Here is a 23,219-nt window from a genome sequence, read left to right on the forward strand (position 1 = left end):
TTTCCCTTTCCGGCGGTTCCGACTCTATCAGATCCTTTCGGGCCTGATTCCCAGTCAGCGGGAGTTGTCTTCGCGGCTGTTGGGCCGTTCCGACGCTCAAACTCTAGCGGATTTCCCGGGCGACTCATAATCGAGCCATTCGAAATGAATTTCGGCATGCCGAAATTCGTCCCGGCTGGGAGATCGTGCTGAGAAGAGGTGCCGCATCAGCGGCGGGAGTGGCTGTCGCAGAACCGTTCCGGCCCCGTGACAACTCGGAGAACACTACGGATACGGCGGGGGCGTGTCAACCCCGGTCCGATGATGCTCCGGATGCCCTCAGTCCAGGTCCGTGAGCCGGCCGCCCGCGTCGGGCTGGGTGTGCTCGACCCTGCGGAGGAGACGGATCAGCATGTCGCCGAGGCCCGTGCGCTCCTCGCCGGTCAGGTCCTGGAGGAGCTCCTCCTCGAAGTCCGTCGCCATGCGCATCGCCTCGAGCCACTTCGAGCGGCCCTCGTCGGTCAGCTCCACGATCACGCGGACGCGGTTGTTCTCGTCGCGGTCGCGGGTCACCAGGCCCTCGCCCGCCATGCGGTCGATGCGGTGCGTCATCGCCGCCGGGGTGAGGCCGAGGCGCTTGGCCAGCTCGCCCGGGCCCAGGCGGTAGGGAGCGCCGGCGAGCACGAGGGTCTTGAGGACCTCCCACTCGGCGTTGCTGATGCCCAGGTCGGCGAGCTGGCGGCCGTAGGCCACGTTCATCCGGCGGTTCAGCCGGCCGAGGGCGGAGACCACCTTCTCGACCTGGGGGTCCAGGTCGCGGTACTCGCGCTGATAGGCCGCGATCTGCTCGTCGAGGGTCGGTTCCTGCGGGGGACGCGGGCCGGACGGCTCGGGGGTGTCGGACATGCGGGGAGTATCCCACGCTCGCCGTTGGCGTTGAAGTCCTTCCATGTGTATTGTTAAGGATCTAATTTTAGTGTTGAAGTCTTCAGGGTTCAGGCCTACAGGTCTGAAGGTCTGAGACTCCGATCGAAGTGGGTGAGTGTGACCAAGGCGATGGGTGCAGCGATGCGCCGGATCCAGGCAGGCAGCGCGCTGAGCGCGTTCGGACTCGGCTTCACCGTTCCGTACCTCTATGTGTACGTGGCTCAGGTGCGGGACCTGGGCGCGACCACGGCGGGCATCGTGCTTGCCGTCTTCGCCATGGCCGCACTCGTCGTCCTGCCCTTCAGCGGACGCGCCATCGACCGGCGCGGGCCCGTCCCCGTCCTTCTCGTCGCCGCCGTCCTCGCGTCGCTCGGCGCGCTGGGCATGGGGCTCTCGGGCAGCGTGCCCACCGTCGTCGGCTCGGCCGCGCTGCTCGGCGCCGGTACGGCCGTGATGCAGCCGGCGCTCGCGACGATGATCGTCTGGTGCTCCGACCCGGCCTCCCGGACCCGGTCCTTCGCCATGCAGTTCTTCCTGCAGAACCTCGGACTCGGTGTCGGCGGTCTGATCGGTGGCCAGCTCGTCGACGAGAGCCGGCCGGGCAGCTTCCTCCTTCTCTTCTCGATCGAAGCGGTCATGTTCCTGGTCCTCGCCGGGATCGTGCTGACCGTGCGGATGCCGGGCTCCCCCGCCCTGCAGTCCACCCGGCCGGCCGCCTCCAAGGGCGGCGGCGTCCGGGCGCTGCTCGGGCACAAGGCCATGGTGCAGCTGTGCGTCCTGGGCTTCGTGCTGTTCTTCGCCTGCTACGGGCAGTTCGAGTCGGGTCTCGCGGCGTACGGCACCGAGGCCGCGGGCATCCAGCCGTCGACGCTGGGGATCGCGCTGGCCGCCAACACGGCCGTCATCGTCGTCGCCCAGTTCGTGGTGCTGCGCTTCGTCGAGCGCCGCCGCCGGTCCCGCGTGATCGCGGCCGTCGGTCTGATCTGGGCCGTGGCGTGGGTGATCGCCGGGTACGCGGGGCTCGGGCACGGCAGCCAGGCGATGGCGACGGCCGCCTTCGTCTCGACGTACGCCCTCTTCGGGCTCGGCGAGGCGATGCTGTCGCCGACCGTGGCGCCGCTGGTCGCGGACCTCGCGCCGGAGTCGGCGGTCGGTCAGTACAACTCGGCGTTCGCGCTGGTCAAGCAGCTCGCGCTGGCCGTCGGTCCCGCGGTGGGCGGGCCCATGGGAGCCGCGCTGCACGGCCCGTACATCGTGACCTTCGTGCTCTTCTCGCTCGGGATCACCTACCTGGCGCTGCGTCTCGGCAGGCAGCTCACGCCGGTGCAGGACCAGCCGTACCTGGCCACGAAGCCCTCCCGGGTGGTGGCCCAGCACCTGCCCGAGAGGGAGAGCGTCTCCGCCTGAGCCCGGCCGCGTCCTAGTCGGGCAGGGCGAACTCGCACCAGACCGCCTTGCCGCCCCCCGGCGTACGGCGGCTTCCCCAGGACGAGGCGATCGTCGCGATGATCGAGATCCCGCGGCCCGCCTCGTCCTCCGTCTCCGCCCTGCGGCGGCGCGGCAGGTGGTCGTCCCCGTCGGTGACCTCGATGATCAGCCGCCGGTCCGTGCGGCGCAGCCGCAGGCGCATGGGCGGGGTGCCGTGCTTCAGGGAGTTCGCCACCAGCTCGCTGGTGGCGAGGACCCCGAGGTCGCGCAGTTCGACCGGGAAGCGCCAGCTGGAGAGGACGCCCGAGGCGAAGGCACGCGCGCGTGGGGCCGCCTCCACTCCCCCGAGCAGTTCCAGGGCCGCGTTGTGGAACAGCTCCGCGTCCGGTCCCTTGCGGGACGGATGCTGGACGACCAGGACGGCGACGTCGTCGTCGTGCTCGGCGGTGACGCCGAGCGAGCGCAGCAGGCGGTCGCAGACGACCTGGGGGGCGCCGAGGGCACCGGAGAGCGCGCGCTCCAGGGCGGCTACGCCCTCGTCGATGTCCTCGCGTCGGCGTTCGACCAGACCGTCCGTATAGAGGACGGCCGTCGAGCCGGGCGGCAGGGCGATCGACCCGGAGGTGTGGAGCCAGCCGCCGGTGCCGAGCGGGGGTCCCGTGGGGTCCTCGGCGCGGCGGACCGTGCCGTCCTCGTCCCTGACGAGGATCGGGAGGTGGCCGGCGGAGGCGTAGACGAGCTTGCCCTCGTTGGGGTCGTGGACCGCGTAGACGCAGGTGGCGATCTGGCTGGCGTCGATCTCGGCGGCGAGGCCGTCGAGGAGCTGGAGCACTTCGTGCGGGGGCAGGTCGAGCCGGGCGTAGGCCCGCACGGCGGTGCGGAGCTGGCCCATGACGGCGGCGGCGCGCACGCCGCGGCCCATCACGTCGCCGATGACCAGCGCGGTGCGTCCCGCGCCCAGCGTGATCACGTCGTACCAGTCGCCGCCGACGGCCGCGTCCGTGCCGCCGGGCTGGTACGTGGCGGCGATGCGCAGGTCGTCGGGCTGCTCCAGCTCCTGCGGGAGCAGCGAGCGCTGGAGGGTGACGGCGGTCTCGCGGTGCCGGCGCTCGCTGGCGCGCAGCCGCTCGGCGGCCTCAGCATGGTCGGTGACGTCGGAGGCGTGCACGAGGACGCCGCCGCCCTCGAAGCGCGGGGACTCCACCGGCAGGCAGGTGACCGTGTACGAGCCTCCGTCCCGGGTCTTGCGGGACTTGACCGTGCGGGGCTTGCCGCTGCGCAGGACCTGGTCCATCAGCGGCAGCAGCCCCAGCTCCTCGGCCTCGGGGCAGACGTCCGCGACCGTGGCCCCGGCCGGGCGGGGGCCGAAGGCGGCGGCGTAGGCGTCGTTGACGTACGCGATGCGGTGCTCGGGGCCGTGCGCGAGCGCGACGAGGCCGGGAAGGCGGCCGATGATCTCCCGTGCGGAGAAGTCCTCCAGGGCGGGGACCTCGTCGGGGAGGGGCTCAGGCTGCCGCTCGTACTCACCGCGGGCCGCGGGCACGGAGCCTTCGGTCCCCCGCGCCGCCGTACGGCGCTGCGTGCCGGGGAGTCGGGCGCTCCAACGGGTGAAGTTCACGGATCTGTATGCCTCGTGGTCTGTTGGCCGTGCTGAGTCACTCTGTGCAGGTGTGAGCCCACCTATGGTCACACGTCCAGTGTGACGGACCGCACTGACATCGGTGTCAGCCGGGCTTCGGGCCGTTCTTGGGGGGCGGGGGCGCGGCGGCGAGTTCGAACTCGGCGCGCGGGTGTTCCAGCGAGCCGAGCGAGACGATCTCCCGCTTGAAGAGTCCGGAGAGGGTCCATTCGGCCAGCACGCGGGCCTTCCGGTTGAAGGTCGGGACGCGGCTGAGGTGGTAGGCGCGGTGCATGAACCAGGCGGGGTAGCCCTTGAGCTTGCGCCCGTAGACGTGTGCCACGCCCTTGTGGAGGCCGAGGGAGGCGACCGACCCCGCGTACGAGTGCGCGTACTCCTTGAGCGGCTGTCCGCGCAGGGACGCGGCAACGTTCTCGGCCAGCACCTTGGTCTGGCGCACGGCGTGCTGTGCGTTCGGCGCGCAGAGCGCTCCGTCCACGTCCGACGTCTGGTCGGGGACGGACGCGGCGTCTCCGGCCGCCCAGGCGTGTTCGACGCCCTCGACGGTCAGCCGGGCAGTGCACTTGATCCGGCCGCGTTCGTCGAGCGGCAGGTCGGTGGAGGCGAGGACCGGTGCCGGCTTCACGCCCGCGGTCCAGACGACGGTCCGGGTCGGGAAGCGGCTGCCGTCGCTGAGGACGGCGACCCGGTCCTCGCAGGAGTCGAGCCGGGTCTCCAGGCGTACGTCGATGTTGCGGCCGCGCAGCTCGCGGATCGCGTACGTGCCCATCTTCTCGCCGACCTCGGGGAGGATCCGGTTCGACGCCTCCACCAGGACCCACTTCAGGTCCTCCGGCTTGATGTTGTGGTAGTACCGCGCGGTGTAGCGGGCCATGTCCTCCAGCTCGGCGAGCGCCTCCACGCCCGCGTAGCCGCCGCCGACGAAGACGAAGGTGAGGGCGGCGTCGCGCAGACCGGGGTCGCGGGTGGAGGAGGCGATGTCCATCTGCTCGATGACGTGGTTGCGCAGTCCGATGGCCTCCTCGACGGTCTTGAAGCCGATCGCGTAGTCGGCGAGGCCGGGGACGGGGAGGGTCCGGGAGATCGAGCCGGGCGCGATGACCAGTTCGTCGTAGGTGAGCTCGACGTTGCCGCTGCCCTCCTCCTCGGTGGCGAGGGTGGAGAGCGTCGCGGTCCGCTTGGCGTGGTCGACGGCGTGGACCTCGCCGATGGTGATCCGGCACTTGTCCAGGACGCGGCGGAGCGGGACGACGACATGGCGCGGGGAGATCGAGCCGGCGGCGGCCTCGGGCAGGAACGGCTGGTACGTCATGTACGGGTCGGGCGTGACCACCACGATCTCGACGGAACCGGCTCTGAGCTCGGCCTTGAGCTGCCGCTGCAGGCGCAGCGCGGTGTACATCCCGACGTAGCCACCGCCGACAACGAGAATGCGCGCAGGTTCGGTCACTGTCCCATGACGCAACGCCGTTCGGGGTTTGTCCACAGCCCCGGCAAATTGTGTGACCGGAGGTGCGCGGGGGCATGGGGTGGCGCACAGGGTGGGTACAGCGGGAACCACGCAGGTCAGAGTGGGCGCGGGGGGTGGCGTGGCGGACCGGAATCGGGAGAGTTCAGGCCCTTGCTCCGATCGGGGGGCGCACCGTACGGAACTCCCCCTTCTGAATTGACCTCGACTCAACTATGTTCGTACCTCGACGGGGTATCGGATCGCGGCGCATGGACCAGAGCGCCGCAGACAGGTTCATGGACCCCGCGTCAGGGCGGGGAGTCTCCGGGGGGAGACATCATGAGCGGGGGAACGCTTATGCACATGCAGGATTCGCGGTGGCAGGCCGTCGTCGGGACCACGGACGGCTCGCTCGACGGTCGTGGTACGGGTGCGGGTACGGGTACAGCGACGGGTACGGGCCCCGGGCCGTCGACGGCGATAGGCCGCTCGGCACCGCTGCGCGTGGACGCGCAGCGGAACCTGGAGCACGTGCTGCGCGCGGCGCGCGAGGTCTTCGGCGAACTCGGTTACGGGGCGCCCATGGAGGATGTGGCGCGGCGCGCCCGGGTCGGCGTGGGCACGGTCTACCGCCGCTTCCCGAGCAAGGACGTGCTGGTGCGCCGGATAGCCGAGGAGGAGACCGCCCGGCTGACCGACCAGGCGCGCACGGCCCTGGGGCAGGAGGAGGAGCCCTGGTCGGCGCTCTCCCGGTTCCTGCGGACCTCGGTGGCCTCGGGTGCGGGGCGGCTGCTGCCGCCGCAGATCCTGAGGGTCGGCGTGGACGTCGAGGACCTGCTGCTGCCCGCGCAGGCCGCGGGCGACGCGGCCCGGGTGCCGCATCAGCGGGGCTTCTCCGACCAGACCGAGCCGCGCGTGGCCGCGCCGCGTGCAGTGCCGGGCGGGGAGCAGGACGACGCCGGTGCGGCGGCGCTCCTGGAGGTCGTCGGGCAGCTCGTGGACCGGGCCCGTGAGGCGGGCGAGCTGCGGGCCGACGTGACCGTGGCGGACGTTCTGCTCGTCATCGCCACGGCGGCGCCCGCGCTGCCGGACGCGGCGCAGCAGGCGGCGGCCTCGGCGCGACTGCTGGACATCCTTCTGGAGGGCCTGCGCTCGCGGTAGTTCGCGTCCTGAGGTGAGCAACCGGTCCGGGCGTCTCGGTCGGGCCGGTGGGCCGGCCGCCCCCAGGCGGACCTTCGAGCATGGCACGAACACATGAGCGGTTACGCCCGGATACAGGAAGTCGCCCCGGACGAGTGGTAAGTGGACGCGAAGGTTCAGCGCGTCATCGCGCTGTGGCACGCTTGGCCGGTGTTCGGGTCTGAGCGTGCAGACGGGGGCTTCCGCGATGAGCGGTGACGGTCGCGACGAGCCGGTGGGCAACGGCGGCACCACGGAGACCGGGAACCTTCCGCCCCGGCAGGTTCCGCACCAGGGCGGACCAGGAGGTTCCTCCGCCGCGCCCGTCCCGGGACCCGCCGCAGGATCCGCCGTAGGACCCGCCGTAGGACCCGGTGGCCCGGCCGAGCCCAGCGTGCCTCAGCAGCGGGAGCACGGGGCGCCGTTGCCCGCCCCGGCCGGGGCCGACGCGCACGACACCGTCCTGCCGCCGCCGTTCGAACTGCCGCCCTCGGACGCCGATCTCATCCAGCTGATGCGGGACGGCGACGACAGCGCGTACGAGGAGCTGTTCCGCCGCCACTCCGACGCCGTGCGCCGCTACGCCCGGACGTGCTGCCGCGACGCACACACCGCCGACGACCTGACGGCGGAGGTGTTCGCCCGCACGCTCCAGGCGGTACGGGGCGGGGCGGGGCCCGAGCAGGCCGTACGGGCCTACCTGTTGACCACGGTCCGACGGGTGGCCGCGCACTGGACGCGCACACAGCGGCGGGAGCATCTGGTCGAGGACTTCGCGGTGTTCGCGGCACAGGCGGGGCACGCGGCCGAGGCCGCCGACCCCACGGCGTCCTTCGGAGCGGGGCTCGACCTCGGCGCCGACGTCCTTGCCATGCACGAGGCCGAACAGTCTCTGGCGATGCAGGCGTTCCGTTCGCTGCCCGAGCGGTGGCAGGCCGTGCTGTGGCACACCACCGTCGAGGAGGAGTCGCCGAGCGACGTCGCCCCGCTCTTCGGGCTCACCGCCAACGCCACGGCCGTGCTCGCCAGCAGGGCCCGCGAGGGCCTCAAGCAGGCCTATCTCCAGGCGCACGTCAGCCAGTCGCTCACCGCGGGCGGCGACTGCGCCCGCTACGCCGACCGGCTCGGCGCGTACGCGCGCGGGGGTCTGCGGATGCGGGCCGAACGCGGGCTGCGCAAACACCTGGAGGAGTGCGCCAAGTGCCGGATCGCCGCCGGTGAGCTGGAGCATGTGAACGCCGGGATCCCCGCGCTGCTGCCGATCGCCGTCATCGGCTGGTTCGCCGCCGGGTACTCGCTCAAGGCCGCGGGTGTGGTGGCCGGCGGGGTCGCGGGCGCGGCCGGTGCCGGTGCGGCCGCCGCCGCGACGGGCGCCGGTTCGTCGAGCTCGGCCGGGGCGTCGTCCGCCGCCGCGGCCGAGGGGCTCGGCGCCCCCGCGAAGGCGGGCCTCGTGGCAGCGGTGGCCGTCGCCGCCACCGCCGGCCTGGTGTGGGCGCTCTCCGGGGATCCGCAGCCGGTCGCGCGGCCCGAACCCTCGCCGCCGGCCGTCGCCCCCGCCGTACCACCGGAACCGGCACCGGCACCGCCGCCGAAGCCGACCCCCGAGCCTCCGGCGCCGCCCGCGCCGGCGGCCGTCGAATCACCCGAGCCGACACCACCGCCCAGCCCGAAACCGAAGCCCGCGCCGAAGCCGACGGCCGAGCCGAGTCCGAGCCCCACCCCGCCGCCGAAGCCGAGCCCCACCCCTGAGCCGGCCCCGTCGAAACCGGCGCCCAAGCCCACGCCGCCGCCCGCACCACCGGCCGTCTACCAGGTCAACCAGCTCGACTACGGCGTCTTCGGCGACGGCACCGAGCCCGAGGTACGGATCGGTGACAGCAGCTGGATGTGGCAGCGCGACGGGCTGTCGATCGGCGGCACGCGGTACGCGCACGGCGTGAGCGTGCACGCGCCGTCCGCGCTCGTGATCGACCTCAACCGGCAGTGCACCGCCTACGACGCGCTCGTGGGCGTCGACGACCTGAGCGCGCCGCTCCGGGCCGGCGGCGTGCGCTTCGCCGTGTACGGAGACGGTGAGCGGCTCTGGCGCTCGGACGTCGTCCGGCCCGGCGGGCCCGCCGTCCCGGTCCATGTGGACCTCACGGGGCTCAGGACGATCCGACTGGTGGTGGAGGAGCACACCCCGTTCGGCCGGGCCGCGGTCGCGGACTGGGCGCAGTCCCGCATCAGCTGCGCGTGAGCGGGGCGGGTGCGGGCGGGGCGGGGCGGGGCGGACGACGGTCCGGCGCCCCGGCCGCCCGCCGGCCAGGCGGCCCGGTCTCGCCCGTCCGCCCGGCTGCCGGGCGAGGCCGCTCAGGCGCCCGTCGCGTACGCGGACGCCAGGGCGATGACCTCGTCCGGGGCCATCCGGGCGCCCTCCGCGTACACCTTCTCGCTCGCGGCCCCGCCCAGTTCCGTACGGGCGCGGGACATCAGCGCCTCCCACTCGCGGCGTTCGGGGACCGAGCGCGGGAGTTCGGCACGCCAGGTGTCGACGGCGGCCAGGACCCGTACCGCGAGCGAGAGGGCGCCGCTCGCGCCGAGTGTGGCCGCCACGCCCTCCGCGAGCGAGGCCGTGACGTAGTCGCCGCACTGGCCGTGGTGCGCGAGGTCCAGGGCCTCGACCGCCTCCGTCACGGCGGCCGGGCCCCGGCCCTCGGCCGCCGAGACGCGAGCGGAGAGGCCGATCAGGACGGCCGTGAAGTGCGGGGGCGGGGTGCCGGTGACGGCCAGTCGGCGCGCCTGGTCCATGTGCGCGCGGGCGGACCGCACCTCGTCACGCTGGAGGGCGATCGCCGCCCTCATGAACAGGACGAACGTCGCCGTGTCGTTGACGTGGTGGCGGGCGGCCTCCGCCGTGGCCTCGTCCAGGCCCTTCTCGGCGGCCGCCATGTCGCCGGCACGGTAGGCGAGTTCGGCGAGGCGGGCGAGCAGAAAGGGGGACTCGGCGTGCGCGCCGACCTCGCGCGCCAGGCCGAGTGCCTCCTCGTACGCCTCTCTCGCCTGCTCGTGACGGCCGCGCATCATGTGCGTCTCGGCCGCCGCGCTCGCGACCTGGGCCCGCATCCAGCGGTCGCCGACCCGGCGTGACAGGGCGCGCAGCTCGACGAGGTCCTCGTCCACTCCGGGCATGTCGCCGGGCATGTCGATCACGAGGTGCGTACGGAACATCAGGGTGACGCCGATCTCCCACTCGCCGCCGTACCGACGGCAGGTCTCCACGGCGGCGTCGAGCATCGCGCGGATGGTGGAGGGGTTCTCGGTGAGGTAGCCGGTGAAGGGCCAGATGAGGCCGGGGAAGCGGGCCGACTGGGGTCCGGGCCGGTCGCCGAAGGCGGCGCGCACCCGCTCGACCAGCGCGGTGGCCTCGGGGTCGTCGCGCAGTTCGGCGGCGCTGCGGCTCTCCACGGCGAGGAAGAACGACAGCATGCGCAGCTGCATGCGGGGCCAGTACCGGGGGTCGTCCGGGCGGTCCGGGTCGGCCGGGGGCTCCGGGTCGTCGCCGAGGAGCAGGGTGCGCTCGACCCAGGCCAGGCCCTCGGGGCGGTAGTTGCGCAGCCACCAGAACCAGCCCATGGCGAAGACGAGACGGTGGGCGGCGGCCTCGTCGGGGGTCGTGACGACCGTGCGGTGGAGGGCGGCGCGGATGTTGTCGAGGTCGGTCTCGATCCGCCGGATCCAGGGGAGTTGCTCGCCCGAGCGGAGCAGGGGTTCGGCCCGTTCGGCGAGGTCCGTGACGTACGCGGTGTGGGCCGCCTCGGCGGCGGCGCGCAGGTCGGGCCGCTCGGCGGCGCGCTCGGCGGCGTACTCGTGGATGGTCTCCAGGAGCCGGTAGCGCATCTCCCCCTCGTCGGTGGGGGTGGCGACGACGAGGGACTTGTCGACGAGCGCGCCGAGCACGTCGGCGGCGTTCGGGGCGAGGGCCACGGCGACGGCCTCGGCCGCGGCGAGATCCCAGCCGCCGGCGAAGACGGAGACCTGGCGCAGCAAGGTGCGCTCGTCCGGGTCGAGGAGGTCCCAGGACCAGTCGACGACGGCGCGGAGGGTCTGCTGGCGGGGCAGGACGGTCCGGCTGCCGGAGGTGAGGAGCCGGAAGCGGTCGTCGAGCCGGTCGGCGATCTGGCGCGGGGTGAGCAGCCGCAGCCGGGCGGCGGCCAGTTCGATGGCGAGGGGGAGGCCGTCGAGGCGGCGGCAGATCTCGTCCACGGCGCCGGGGCCGTCGCCGCCGGGGTCGGAGCCGGTGCGGGTGCCGGGGTCGGAGCCGGTGCGGGAGCCGGTGCGGGTGCCGGGGTCGGAGCCAGTGCCGGAGGCGGTGCCGGGGTCGGAGGCGGTGTCGGAGCCAGTACCGGAGGCGGTGAGGTCGAAGTCGGGGCGTACGGCGCGGGCGCGTTCGGCGAAGAGGCGGTGGGCCGGGTCGGGCGGCAGGGGTTCGACGGGCCGGACCGTTTCTCCCGGGACGCCGAGGGGCTCGCGGCTGGTGGCGAGGACGCGCAGGTGGGGGCAGTGCGTGAGGAGGGTCTCGGCGAGGGCGGCCGCGGCGTCGACGACGTGCTCGCAGTTGTCGAGGACGAGGAGGAGGGAGCGGGGCGCGAGGTGTTCGACGAGACGGTCGGTGGGGTCGTCGTGGAGGGGCTGTCCCTCGCGGGTGATCAGGTGGGTCTCGCGGAGCCGCAGGGCGGAGAGGACGGCTCCGGGTACGGCGCTGGGATCGTCGAGCGGCGCGAGTTCGACGAGCCAGGCGGCGCGGGGCGTGTCGGGTACCTCCGCCGGGGCCGTCACGGCCTGTGCACCGGGCGCCGTCCGGGCCTCGGCCCCGGGCGGCCGCGGAGGCGTGCCGTCCTGCAGGGCGAGCGCGACCTCCTCGGCGAGGCGGGTCTTGCCGGAACCGCCCGGCCCGGTGAGCGTGACGAGACGGGAGCGGGCGAGGTCGGCGCGGAGGGCGGCGAGTTCGGGTTCCCGGCCGACGAAGGAGGTCAGGCGGCGGCGGATGTTCCCGGTCTCGTACGGCGGCGGGGGCGGGGGTGCGGCCGACCGGAGCAGCTCCCGGTGGAGCGCGGCGAGTTCGGCGCCCGGGTCGGCGCCGAGGCCCTCGGCGAGCGTGCGGCGGGCGTCCTCGTACGCGGCGAGGGCGTCGGCCTGCCGGCCCTCGGCCCGCAGGGTGCGGACGAGTTGGGCGTGGAAGCCCTCGTCGTACGGGTACGCGCCGGTGAGTTCGGACAGCTCCGGTACGAGTCCCTCCACGGCGCCGCGCCTCAGGTCGGCCTCCACGCGCTGCCGTACGGCGGCGAGCCGCTGCGCCTCGGGGCGCACGCGCGCGTGGGCGGGCAGGTCGGCGAGGGCGGGACCGCGGAAGAGGGCGAGGGCGGTACGGAGGAGTTCGGCGGCGCTCTCGGGGTCGCCGGCGTCGAGGCGGGCGCCGGCGTCCCGGACGTGCTGCTCGAAGACGTACAGGTCGACGTCGTCCGGTCCGGCGGCGAGGCGGTAGCCGGGGCCGGGCAGGGACTCGACGGCCTCCTTGCCCAGCACGCGGCGCAGCCGTCCGACGAGGGCCTGGAGGGCGGCGGGGGCGTCGTGCGGGGGTTCGTCGCCGTACACGTCGTCGACGAGCTCGGGGACGGAGACGGCCCGCCCGGCACGTGAGGCGAGCGCGGCGAGCAGCGCGCGCAGCCGGGCTCCGCCCAGGGGAAGGGGCGTGCCGTGGGCGTCGAGCGCCAGGGTGGAGCCGAGGATCAGATACCGCACGCGCGCCATTGTCCCCGCGGGAGGTGCCGTGCGCCTCGGGGTTTACCCGGGCGCGGCGCGAGGAGTCGGAACGCAGCATCGCCCTGCCAGTCTCCGTCGCTCGGTACGAAGATCTCCGCGTATGTCGCCGGCCAGAGCGGAGTCCGGAGGACGTTCACTCGGGCGAGCGTGCTGTCACCGTTTCGCCCCCGCCCGCTCCCGCCCCTCACGCCGGCAGTGATCGCCTGCTCTCCGGGACCAGGGGTCCTACCACCGCCTGGCGGCGGCGGGGGGCCGCCGTGCCCGTCCAGCAGGTGCCGCGGCGGGCGAGGAGGCGGTGGAGCCAGAGTTCGGTGGAGACCAGGTCGGCGAGGCCGTCCAGGGGCACCGGGTCGCCGTCGGCGGCTGCGTGGAGGGCCTTGCGGACCACGCGGGCCTCGATCAGGCCCGCGTCGGCGAGGAGCGGGGCGTCGAAGAGGGCCATCAGGTGCGGGAGCGCGGCGCGCAGGCCCGCGCGGGTGGCCGCGGCCGGGACCGCCGGGTTCGGTGTGCCCCAGCCGGGCGGGAGATCGTGGACGCCCGCGCCCGCGAGGACCGTGCGCAGGACCGAGGCCCGGGCGCCCGGCTGGACCCGGAGCGATTCGGGGAGGTCGCGGGAGGCCCGTACGACCTGGTTGTCGAGGAACGGGGCGTGCAGTCGCTGGCCGCGGATCTCGGCCGCCTGTTCCAGGACCCGGTGGTCGGCCGCCGCCCGGGCGAGCGCCGCACGCGCGCGTGCCTCTCCCGGGCGCTGCACCGACGTCGGCAGTGTCGCCGCCCGGGTCAGGCGAACCGATACTTCGGCCAGCGCCTCGCCGGTCAGCCATCGCGCCGCCGGGCCCGGACGCGACCAGGTCAGCGCGGACAGGGACGCCTCCACCGGGCCGACGAAGGACCCCGGCCCCGGCCGGTTCGCCTCCAGGAGCCGCGCGGCGGCCTCCTCGATGCCGGCGCGGTACGGGGTGCGGGCGAGCCGGCGCGCCGCGCGGTACATCGTCAGCGGGACGAGCAGCGAACCCGCCGACGGGCCCGTGGCCTTGGCGAGAGCCGTCACCGGGCGGACCAGCGATCTGCGCCGCCGGTCCATCAGCAGATCGGCGAGGCGCGCCGGGTGGGCGTCCAGGACCTGACGGGCTCCCAGGCCCGTGAAGTGGTCCGCGCTGCCGCCCGCGAGCCGCCGCCGGTGCCGGTCGGCGACGACCAGGGAGGTGCCGGGCTCGTCGGTCAGCGGCCCGTCCAGCTCGGCGTACGGCAGCGCCTCCTCGCCGGCCGCCACGACCACATGGTGCAGCCGCGGGTTGGACGCGATGGTCCGGGCCCGTTCCAGTTCGTCCTCGCGGTCCGGTCCTCCCGGCGCGGTGAGGTCGTTGAACGTGACGGCGAGCAGCCGCTCGCCCGCGCCCGTGCCGTGCCCGAGGATCGTCCCGGGCACGCCCGGCAGACCGGCCGCGAGCAGCGCGAGCGTTCCGGAGGCGCTGCCGCCCGACAGATCCGCCCCGATGCCGGGCGCCGGGCCGCCGCCCCGGGCCGCCCGTCGCTCGGCCGGTCCCATGCCGGGCACGGGTCCCGGGTCCGGAAGGGGCGACTCCGGTGCGTGCCGCGGCGCGGTGAGCCGGGCCCGTACGGCGTCGATCAGCGCGTCCCGTACGCCCTCCACCGCCCGGCGCGGCTCGATCTGAGCCGCGGCGACGGCCAGCGAGGCCACCGCTTCGTATCCGGTGATCTCGCGAGAACCCTCGCGCAGGATCAGGGCGTGCCCGGGCGGTACCCGCTTCACCCCTTCGTACGGTGTGGAGTCGCGCAGTGCCTCGGGGGTCTCCGGGCAGGCGAGCAGCGCCGCCAGATGCCCGATGTCGAGCTGGGCCTCGATGAGGTCCGCGAGGGGCAGGGCGGCCGTCGCGTACGCCGTGCCGCCCGCCCACGGGGTGTGGAACACCGGCCGCGCGCCCGCCAGATCGCCGGTCACGGTGATCCGGCGGCCGACCTGCACCACGGCCGTGTAGCTGCCGGCCCAGGCGGTGAGATGGCGCAGCGCGCCCCCGCGCGCGGTGAGCAGCCCGACCCTCAGCTCCTCGTCGCTGGCGGCGCAACACCCCAGTACGGCAAGGCGGGTGTGCGCGTCGATGCCGATCACGCGGACCTCGTCGGGGCGCCAGTCGCCGACCGCCCAGAGCGGATCGGGGTCACCCCACAGCAGTTGTGCGCCCACCGGGTGCACCGTGCGCCCCTCGGCGGTCGGCCCGCCCACGGCGCCGGCCGTGCCCGTCGGTCCGAAGCTCGCGGCGACACTGCTCCAGCCCACCAGCCATCGCATCGGCGCCTCCACGTCGGTTCAGTGGAGGAACATGCTGCCACGACAACCGCGCGTGGAGGGGGCTCCGGGGTCGCGCGCGCAAACGCGAATGCGCCCCTGGCATGAGCCAGTTGTGACCGATTCGCCGACCGTCGTCATTCGGCCATTCTCGATGGCGCGGATACGGCTCCGTGGATCTTCGGCAGTCCGGGAGGCGCTCTTCGCCTCCCGGAACCGTCCGCCGCCCGCGGGGAATGGGGCGACGGTATCCCCCAGCCCACCGGTCCACAGCCGAGTGGGCCGACCCACGCAGGACTCATGGAAGCGCTCCCCCACCCGGCCGGGCGAGAGCGCACGGCCGGGCGCACGGCCACACGACCGGGGCACGCGCCCCGGGTCGCTCCGCGAGCGCCCCCGCGGCCGCCGGGCGGCGCCGGACCGGCCGACGCCACTACGCCATCTGTCGGCCATCCGTCTGTTCCCACAACAATCCCGCCATACGGAACTCCGCCCCTTAACGGTAGGGATGCGGCGAACTACGCTGTGTTTACGAATGCCGCACGCCTATGCCCGGCGTCGTGGCGGCCGTCTGGGGTCGAGGGGTGGCGTCATGTCCAGGGAGCAACGCGGGCCGAACGAAAAGCTCGGCACGGTTCTCGCCCTCGCGGGAATCAGCAACGCCGGCCTCGCCCGGCGTGTCAACGACCTCGGCGCACAGCGCGGTCTGACGCTTCGCTACGACAAGACGTCGGTGGCCCGGTGGGTGTCGAAGGGCATGGTGCCGCAGGGGGCGGCGCCGCATCTGATCGCCGCCGCGATCGGCCAGAAGCTCGGCCGTCCCGTGCCGCTGCACGAGATCGGGCTCGCGGACGCCGATCCCGCGCCCGAGGTGGGTCTCGCCTTCCCCCGTGACGTGGGTGAGGCGGTCCGCTCGGCGACCGAGCTCTACCGACTGGATCTCGCCGGCCGCCGGGCCGGCGGAGGCGGCATCTGGCAGTCCCTGGCCGGCTCGTTCGCGGTGAGCGCCTACGCGACGCCGGCCTCGCGCTGGCTCATCACGCCCGCCGACTCCTCCGTGGAGCGGATGGTCGGACCCGTCGAAGGACCGGCGGCCGAGGGGCCCGAGACCGGCCCCCACGCGCGCGTGGGCCACAGCGACGTCGCCAAGCTCCGCGAGGCGGCCGAGGACGCGCGCCGCTGGGACTCCAAGTACGGCGGCGGGGACTGGCGTTCCTCGATGGTGCCCGAGTGCTTACGCGTCGACGCGGCACCGCTGCTGCTCGGCTCGTACTCGGACGAGGTCGGCCGGGCCCTGTTCGGCGCGACCGCCGAGCTCACCCGGCTGGCCGGCTGGATGGCCTTCGACACCGGCCAGCAGGAGGCCGCCCAGCGCTACTACATCCAGGCGCTGCGCCTCGCCCGCGCCGCCGCCGACGTGCCCCTGGGCGGCTACGTCCTCGCCTCCATGTCGCTCCAGGCCACCTACCGGGGCTTCGCCGACGAGGGCGTGGACCTCGCCCAGGCCGCCCTGGAGCGCAACCGCGGACTCGCCACCGCCCGCACCATGTCCTTCTTCCGGCTGGTCGAGGCCCGGGCCCACGCGAAGGCCAACGACGGGACGGCAGCCGCGGCCGCGCTCAAGGCGGCCGAGGGCTGGCTGGAGCGCTCGCGGGAGGGCGACGCCGACCCGTCGTGGCTGGGCTTCTACTCGTACGACCGGTTCTGCGCGGACGCCGCCGAGTGCTACCGGGACCTGAAGGCGCCGCGCGAGGTGCGCCGCTTCACCGAGCAGGCGCTGTCCCGGCCGACGGAGGAGTTCGTCCGCTCGCACGGGCTGCGGCTCGTGGTCTCGGCCGTCGCGGAGCTGGAGTCGGGCAATCTGGACGCGGCCTGCGCGGCCGGCACGCGCGCGGTGGAGGTCGCGGGCCGTATCTCGTCCGCCCGCACCACCGAGTACGTACGGGATCTGCTCCACCGCCTCGAACCGTACGGGGACGAGCCGAGGGTCATGGAGCTGCGCGAGCGGGCCCGGCCCCTTCTGATGGCCCCGGCGTGAGGCGTGTCCCACGGGGTTTAGCGGCTTTGTCAGTGGGCCAGTGCACTATCGGGGTGGGAGGTGGTGCAGGTGTCCACGCACGACGTCGACTGCGACGTGCTCGTGATCGGCGGCGGGATCGTCGGTCTGTCGACGGCGTACGCCCTGACCCGCGCCGCGCCGGGCACCCGCGTCACGGTCCTGGAGAAGGAGCACGGCCCGGCCCGCCACCAGACCGGGCGGAACAGCGGAGTGATCCACAGCGGGATCTACTACCGGCCGGGCTCCCTGAAGGCGCGGTTCGCCGTCGCGGGCGCAGCCGAGATGGTCAAGTTCTGCGCGGAGTACGGCCTGCCCCACGAGGTCACGGGGAAGCTGATCGTCGCCACCGGGCGGGACGAGCTGCCCCGCCTCCACGCGCTCGTGCAGCGCGGCCGGGAGAACGGCATCCCGGTGCGGGAGCTGGGGCCCGCGCAGATCACCGCGTACGAACCGAGCGTGCGGGGCCTCGCCGCGATCCATGTCGGCACGACCGGCATCTGTGACTACGGGGCGGTGGCGGCCCAGCTCGCCGAGGCCTCCGGCGCCCGGATCCTGTACGGCTCCGAGGTCACCGCCGTCGACCGGCGGCCCTGGGGCGTCGCCGTCCGCACGGCGGCCGGGACGGTCGTGCGCGGACGGGTCCTGGTGAACTGCGCGGGGCTGCACTGCGACCGGGTGGCGCTGCTCGCCGGGGACGAGCCGGGCATGCGGATCGTGCCCTTCAGGGGCGAGTACTACGAGCTGGCGGATCCCTCCTTGATCCGCGGCCTGGTCTATCCGGTCCCCGATCCGGCCTTCCCCTTCCTCGGGGTGCATCTGACCCGCGGTGTCGACGGCGGTGTGCACGTGGGGCCGAACGCGGTGCCGGCGCTCGCCCGGGAGGGATACGACTGGTCGGTCGTACGCCCCGGTGACCTGGCGGGGACGCTGGCGTGGCCCGGGTCGTGGCAGATCGCGCGGGACCACTGGCGGTACGGAGCGGGTGAGCTGCGCCGGTCGCTGTCGAAGCGGGCCTTCACGGAAGCGGTGCGCAGGCTGCTCCCCTCGGTGGAGGAAACGGATCTGCGCCGGGCTCCGGCGGGGGTGCGGGCGCAGGCGGTGCTGCGGGACGGGACGCTGGTGGACGACTTCCTGATCCGCGAGGCGCCGCGGACGGTCCACGTCCTGAACGCGCCGTCGCCCGCGGCGACGGCGTCCCTGCCGATCGGCCGCGAGGTGGCCCGCCGGGCCCTGGCCCTGCTGTAGCCGGCCGGCCTTCCGGGACGCGCCCCGTAGAATTGGGCGCATTGTGTCTGAGACCCGTGAAACCGCCACCCGTACCGAGCCCGTCGTCTTCCAGCGGGGCAGTCAGAGGTTCGCCGCCGGCGAAGGGCCGCTGCCCGATCCCGCCGGGTCGCACCACGAGCGGCGGATCCGCAGCTTCCAGCCCCGCCGCAGCCGCGTCACCGCCGGTCAGGCCGAGGCGCTGCTCAAGCGCTGGCCCGACTGGGGTCTCGACATCGACGGCAAGCGGATCCTCGACCTGAACGACATGTTCGGCGGCCTTCCCGTCGTCCTGGAGATCGGCTTCGGCATGGGCGAGGCGACGGCGAAGATGGCGGCCGCCGACCCCGGCACCGGCATCCTCGCCGTGGACGTCCACACCCCCGGCCAGGGCAACCTCCTCGGTCTCGCCGACCGGGGCGGCATGGAGAACGTCCGGGTCGCCAACGGCGACGCGATCATCCTGCTCCGCGAGATGCTCGACGCCGACGCCCTCGACGGCTGCCGCGTCTACTTCCCGGACCCCTGGCCCAAGAAGCGTCACCACAAGCGGCGGCTGATCCAGCCCGAGTTCCTGACGCTGCTCGCGACGCGGATGAAGCCCGGCGCCGTCCTGCACTGCGCGACGGACTGGGAGGAGTACGCCGAGCAGATGCTCGAGGTGCTCTCCGCCCACCCCGGCTTCGAGAACACCCAGCCGGACGGCGGCTACGCGCCCCGCCCGGCCTTCCGCCCCCTCACCCGCTTCGAGGGACAGGGCCTGGACAAGGGCCACGTCGTGCACGACCTGCTCTTCCGCAGGAAGTAGGGCGCTTTCCACAGGAAGGGGTGCCGCTCTTCCACAGGAAATGGTGCCGCTCCTCCACAGGAAGGAGCGGCGCTTTTCCACAGGAAGCGGCCGAAGACGGAGAACCCCGTCGCGAGTGTCGGTCCCGCTGGTTAGGGTCGCTGACGTGTCGAACCGCGTCCCCGTCCCCACACGGGACACCGAAGAGCCGGACTTCCCGGCCGTCCCGGACCGCGCCCAGTGGCGCTACAGGCCTCGTCGCGCCTTCTGGCGCAGCAGGGTGGTCCGGGCGGTCGCCGTGATCACCGTGCTCGCGCTCTGCGCGCTGGTGATCCTGGCCATCGTGCGGGAGCAGACCGGGACGGAGGGCTTCCTCGTCGGGCTCGCGCTGGCCGTCCTGCCCGTTCCGCTGCTGCTGGCCGCGTTCCGCTGGCTGGACCGGGTCGAACCGGGCCCCTGGCGCAATCTGATCTTCGCCTTCGTCTGGGGCGCCTTCGCCGCGACGCTCGTCGCGATCCTCGCCAACTCCTTCGCGGTCCGCTGGATCGCGACCGCCACCGCCGACCCCGCCTCCGCCGAGTCCCTCGGCGCGACGGTCGTCGCGCCCGTCGTCGAGGAGAGCGCCAAGGCGGCGGCGATCCTGCTGATCTTCCTCTTCCGCAGGCGGCACTTCACCGGTCTCGTCGACGGCGTGGTGGTCGCCGGATTCACCGCCACCGGCTTCGCCTTCACCGAGAACATCCTCTATCTCGGCAACGCCTTCGGCGAGGACCAGGACATCGGCTCCGGCGGCCTCGGCGCCACGACCGCGGGCACGTTCTTCGTACGGGTCGTGATGTCGCCGTTCGCGCATCCGCTCTTCACGGTCTTCACCGGCCTCGGCTTCGCGTTCGCCGCCCTCGCCACCTCCCGGCACAGGTTCCTGCGGCTGCGCCGGATCCTGCTGCCGCTCGCGGGGCTCGTCCTCGCCATGGGCATGCACGCCCTGTGGAACGGCTCCGCGACCATCCTCGGGCCGCTGGGCTTCATCCTGGTCTACGGCATGTTCATGGTGCCCACGCTCGCCCTGCTCACCTGGCTCGCGATATGGAGCAGGCAGCGCGAGCTGCGCACGATATCCGGGCAGCTCCCGGCGTACGCGGCGGCCGGGTGGCTCTCGCCCGCGGAGCCGCTCGCGCTCTCCTCGATGCGGGCCCGCTCCGTGGCCCGTGACTTCGCCCGCCGTACGTACGGCAAGCCGGCCGCGGCGGCCGTCGGGGAGTACGAGGCGTTCGCGACGACCCTCGCCTTCCTCCGCCATCACGCGCAGCGCGGTGCGGCGGGGCCGGAGTTCAGCGCGCGCGAGCAGGAGCTGCTCCACCACCTCTGGCAGCGCAAGGCGGTCGCCTCCCCCGCCCTGACGTACGCGGCGCGGGCGACGGGCCGCGTGTGGGCGCCGCCGCAGTACCTCGACTACGGCGGCTACAACCCGTACCGGAGCTAGCCGGACACCTCTGGGCCGACTAGACCGAGATGCCCTTGCCCGCCAGCCAGGCCGCCGGGTCGACGCCCGCGCCGCCCGGGGTGTGGACCTCCAGGTGGAGGTGCGGTCCGGTCACGTTGCCGGTGGCGCCCACGCGGCCGATGGTGTCGCCGGTGCCCACGGTCTGGCCGGCGCTCGCCGTCATCGAGGACAGGTGCGCGTACCAGACCTCCGTACCGTCCTCCAGCTCCAGGACGATCCGGTAGCCGTAGGAGCCGGACCAGCCCGCCGACTTGACCGTGCCGCCGTGCACCGCCTTGACCGGGGTGCCGGTGGGCGCCGCGAAGTCGAGGCCGGTGTGGTAGCCGGAGGACCACATGGAGCCGGACTGGCCGTACGTGGAGGTGAGGGTGTACGAGGACGTGGGCAGGGCGTAGCTCGCGGCGAGCTTGGCCAGGCGCTCCGCCTCGGCCTTCGCCGCGGCGGCCGCCTCGGCCTTCCGCTTCTCCTCGGCCGCGGCCTTCTCCGCCGCGTCCGCCTTCGCCGCCGCCTCGGCCGCGGCCTTCTCGGCCGCCGCCTTCTCCGCCGCGGCCTTCTTGTCGGCGTCGGCGGAGGCCTGCTGCTGCTCGGCCTGCTGCATGATGCGGGCGCGCAGAGCCTCGCCGGCGTCCGCCGTCGAGGCGGCCGGGGAGCCCGCGGCCTTCTCGGCGCTGTCGGCCGGGAGGGCGAGGGTGGCCGTGAGCGGCTGCGGGTTGTTCGTCCCGGAGTCCGTGCCGTCCTCGTCGGAGATGAGCTGCCCGACACCGGGCAGCTCGGAGGCGTCCGGCAGGTTGAGGTCGGGGAGGGAGATCGAGACCGGGGGCTTGTCCTTGGCGGTCGCCATGCCACCCGCGCCGACGGCCGCGATGACACCGACACCGAGGACGGTGGAGGAGCGGGCGAAGCCGGAGCGCTGCTTCACGACACGGTGACGTCCGCCCGAACGGGCCTGCTGGCGAAGGGAGTCCTCGGTGGGGTTCCACTCCCCCCACGTGGCCGTGTCGTCGTCCGTCCCGGCGGCGTTTGAAGCGCCGAACGCGTGGAACCCGTCAGAAAGACCCTCGGGAGCAGGGGTGTTGGACGCCACGGAGGCGTACTCCTTTCCTTCCTTCTCGCCTACCGGGTTAGCTGACGGGTTCGGAGCAGGAAGGTCTCCTACGGGCGGTGCCGCACGGGTGCGACGGTGCCCGATTCACCCCAAGTGATGGTTCCCCGGTTCCCTTTCAGGATTCGGCGCGTGCGCACGGTGCCGTCTCTGGCGACGACTGGGACGACCGCGCTGCGTTATCGAACGTTAATAGACACGAGGGCCGGATTCCAAGCTGTTCCCGTTGATCATTAACGCGATTGATCTGGTAGGGACCGATTTGATCCCGCTTCAGTACGGACCAATGAGGAGCCCATCGAACTGACGGTTCGTCAATTGTTATCTCAGCGGTACCTCACGACTACGGATGGTCACGGCACCACGGGCATCGTCCTGCGCCGCTCCGGCTGCCCCGCCGCGGGACGGCTCACCGCGAGCAGCGCCATGTCGTCCGTGGAGCCGCCGCCGGTGTACCGGCGGACGTCGTCGACCAGGGCGTCGAGCAGTTCGTCCGGCCCCGGGAAGATCCGGCCGGCCAGCCGCTCGGCCGGATCGTAGAAGGCCCCCGAGGAGTCGCGCGCCTCGGAGAGCCCGTCGGTGTAGAGGAGCAGCGTGGCGCCCGGCGGGTAGGGGGCCTCGTCGGCCCGGTCCGGCCAGGCGGCCAGCTCGCCCATGCCGAGCGGCAGTGCGGGCTCGGTCGGTTCGAGGTGGGCCAGCCCGCCGTCCGCGTACAGGAGGAGCGGCTCGGGATGGCCGCGGTTCACCATCCGTACGCGCCCGTCGCCGCGCGGGATCTCGGCGAGGACGGCGGTGGTGAACCCCTCGAAGGCGTCGAGGCTGGACCGGCGCGTGCCCTCCCGCGCCAGCGCCCTCTCCAGCCGCTGGGCGACCCCCTCCAGCGTGGCCTCCTGCTCGGCCGCCTCCCGGAAGGCCCCGATCACCACGGCGACCGCCTCGACGGCGTCGAGCCCCTTGCCCCGGACGTCACCGACCACGAGCCGCACCCCGTACGGCGTGTCCTGCACGGCGAACAGGTCGCCGCCGATGAACGCGTCCGCCTGCGCCGCCTCGTACCGGGCGGCGACCTGGAGCCCGCCGATCCGCTCGGCGGGCGTCGGCAGGACGGCCTTCTGCGCGGTCTCCGCGATCACCCGAGCCGAGGCGAGCCGCTCGCCGCTGCGCAGCACGACCCGGTTCACCAGCAGGGCGAGGGCGGAGACGGTGACGACCGTCAGCGTCTCCGTGAGGGAGGGGACCTCGCCGGCGGTTCCGTTGTAGAGGTGCAGCCCGACGCTGGCGAGGACGGCGGCGATACCCGTGAGCAGCGTCGTGAGCACGGAGAAGAACGGGGCGGCGAGGAGCGGCGCGGCCGAGAACATCGGGGCGGCCGTGTAGGCGGGCGGGGTGGAGAGGTCGAAGACGACACCGCCGAGGATCAGCAGCGGAGGCAGGGCGCGGAGGAACCGGCGGGCCCGCTCGGCCCGCGGCAGAGGCCGCCCGTTGCCGTTCCCGTTCCCGCTGCCTGTCCCGTATCCGGCCCCGTTCCCGTATCCGGCCCCGTTCCCGTTCCCGGCCCCGTTCCCGTTGCCGTGTCCGGCCCTGTTCCCGTTGCCGTGTCCGCGCCCGTCACCGTTCCCGCGTCCGCGCCCGGTCCCGCCTCCGCTCCCGGTCCCTTTTCCGTCGGTCCCGTTCCCCTGCCCCTGCCCCACCTGTGGTCTCCTGCCCGGTCCGTACACGGCGACGGACGGTACCGCGCCCTCCCCAGGGTGCCGGGCGCCGCGCCGCGCGGCGAGCTCCGCTCGGCCAAGTG

At 73.7% G+C, this 23,219-nt stretch carries 14 protein-coding genes and 1 riboswitch; of the genes, 7 read left to right on the forward strand and 7 right to left on the reverse strand.

The annotated features are described in order from the left end of the window. Window positions 1-318: 318 nt before the first annotated feature. Complete coding sequence (locus tag ACFVGW_RS32930; RefSeq protein WP_385854537.1) at window positions 319-885, reverse strand: MarR family winged helix-turn-helix transcriptional regulator; 567 nt, start codon at window positions 883-885, stop codon at window positions 319-321. Window positions 886-1,035: 150 nt separating this feature from the next. On the opposite strand from ACFVGW_RS32930, the gene ACFVGW_RS32935 reads away from it, so the two are divergent. Further along, window positions 1,036-2,313: an MFS transporter gene (locus ACFVGW_RS32935; RefSeq protein WP_385854612.1), complete on the forward strand. Its 1,278-nt coding sequence runs from the start codon at window positions 1,036-1,038 to the stop codon at window positions 2,311-2,313. A gap of 13 nt (window positions 2,314-2,326) precedes the next feature. Here the strand turns inward: ACFVGW_RS32935 and ACFVGW_RS32940 are convergent, their stop codons facing one another. Further along, window positions 2,327-3,952 carry a SpoIIE family protein phosphatase gene (locus ACFVGW_RS32940; RefSeq protein ID WP_383226569.1) on the reverse strand — a complete coding sequence of 542 codons (1,626 nt, stop codon included), beginning with the start codon at window positions 3,950-3,952 and terminating at the stop codon, window positions 2,327-2,329. A gap of 106 nt (window positions 3,953-4,058) precedes the next feature. Further along, window positions 4,059-5,423, reverse strand: coding sequence for an NAD(P)/FAD-dependent oxidoreductase (locus ACFVGW_RS32945; RefSeq protein WP_383291725.1), 1,365 nt, complete (start codon window positions 5,421-5,423; stop codon window positions 4,059-4,061). Window positions 5,424-5,780: 357 nt separating this feature from the next. Here ACFVGW_RS32945 and ACFVGW_RS32950 point away from each other — a divergent pair, with 357 nt between their 5' ends. After that, the gene (locus tag ACFVGW_RS32950) at window positions 5,781-6,584 is read left to right on the forward strand and encodes a TetR/AcrR family transcriptional regulator (RefSeq protein ID WP_385854613.1); all 804 of its coding nucleotides are present in this window, start codon (window positions 5,781-5,783) and stop codon (window positions 6,582-6,584) included. Window positions 6,585-6,810: 226 nt separating this feature from the next. Next, window positions 6,811-8,841 (forward strand): sigma-70 family RNA polymerase sigma factor, encoded by a 2,031-nt coding sequence (locus tag ACFVGW_RS32955; RefSeq protein ID WP_385854538.1) that lies wholly within the window; start codon window positions 6,811-6,813, stop codon window positions 8,839-8,841. Window positions 8,842-8,954: 113 nt separating this feature from the next. Here ACFVGW_RS32955 and ACFVGW_RS32960 read toward each other — a convergent pair whose 3' ends face one another. Next, entirely contained in the window at window positions 8,955-12,383 is a 3,429-nt protein-coding gene (locus tag ACFVGW_RS32960; RefSeq protein WP_385854539.1) for an ATP-binding protein, read from the reverse strand. Between the two features lie 205 nt (window positions 12,384-12,588). Then, a complete protein-coding gene (locus ACFVGW_RS32965) occupies window positions 12,589-14,715 on the reverse strand; it encodes an asparagine synthase-related protein (protein ID WP_385854540.1) in 2,127 nt (708 codons plus the stop codon). Window positions 14,716-15,304: 589 nt separating this feature from the next. On the opposite strand from ACFVGW_RS32965, the gene ACFVGW_RS32970 reads away from it, so the two are divergent. The 4 genes from ACFVGW_RS32970 (at window position 15,305) to ACFVGW_RS32985 (ending at window position 20,304) form a co-directional block, all read left to right on the forward strand. Next, window positions 15,305-16,750 carry an MFS transporter gene (locus ACFVGW_RS32970; RefSeq protein WP_352192307.1) on the forward strand — a complete coding sequence of 482 codons (1,446 nt, stop codon included), beginning with the start codon at window positions 15,305-15,307 and terminating at the stop codon, window positions 16,748-16,750. 69 nt (window positions 16,751-16,819) lie between these two features. Then, window positions 16,820-18,016 (forward strand): L-2-hydroxyglutarate oxidase, encoded by a 1,197-nt coding sequence (gene lhgO / locus ACFVGW_RS32975; protein WP_383226557.1) that lies wholly within the window; start codon window positions 16,820-16,822, stop codon window positions 18,014-18,016. Between the two features lie 43 nt (window positions 18,017-18,059). Then, on the forward strand, window positions 18,060-18,842 hold the full coding sequence (trmB, locus tag ACFVGW_RS32980) for a tRNA (guanosine(46)-N7)-methyltransferase TrmB (RefSeq protein WP_385854541.1): 783 nt from the start codon (window positions 18,060-18,062) through the stop codon (window positions 18,840-18,842). A 145-nt stretch (window positions 18,843-18,987) separates the two neighbouring features. Then, entirely contained in the window at window positions 18,988-20,304 is a 1,317-nt protein-coding gene (locus ACFVGW_RS32985; RefSeq protein WP_385854542.1) for a PrsW family intramembrane metalloprotease, read from the forward strand. 19 nt (window positions 20,305-20,323) lie between these two features. Here the strand turns inward: ACFVGW_RS32985 and ACFVGW_RS32990 are convergent, their stop codons facing one another. Together ACFVGW_RS32990 and ACFVGW_RS32995 are read right to left on the reverse strand one after the other, a co-directional pair. Continuing rightward, window positions 20,324-21,409 carry a M23 family metallopeptidase gene (locus ACFVGW_RS32990; protein WP_383226554.1) on the reverse strand — a complete coding sequence of 362 codons (1,086 nt, stop codon included), beginning with the start codon at window positions 21,407-21,409 and terminating at the stop codon, window positions 20,324-20,326. An 11-nt stretch (window positions 21,410-21,420) separates the two neighbouring features. Then, window positions 21,421-21,568, reverse strand: a riboswitch (cyclic di-AMP (ydaO/yuaA leader). A gap of 212 nt (window positions 21,569-21,780) precedes the next feature. Then, on the reverse strand, window positions 21,781-22,899 hold the full coding sequence (locus tag ACFVGW_RS32995) for a PP2C family protein-serine/threonine phosphatase (RefSeq protein WP_385854614.1): 1,119 nt from the start codon (window positions 22,897-22,899) through the stop codon (window positions 21,781-21,783). Window positions 22,900-23,219: the final 320 nt, after the last annotated feature.

Origin of the sequence: Streptomyces sp. NPDC127129 (genome assembly GCF_042671585.1) — a bacterium.
GTDB lineage: Bacteria > Actinomycetota > Actinomycetes > Streptomycetales > Streptomycetaceae > Streptomyces.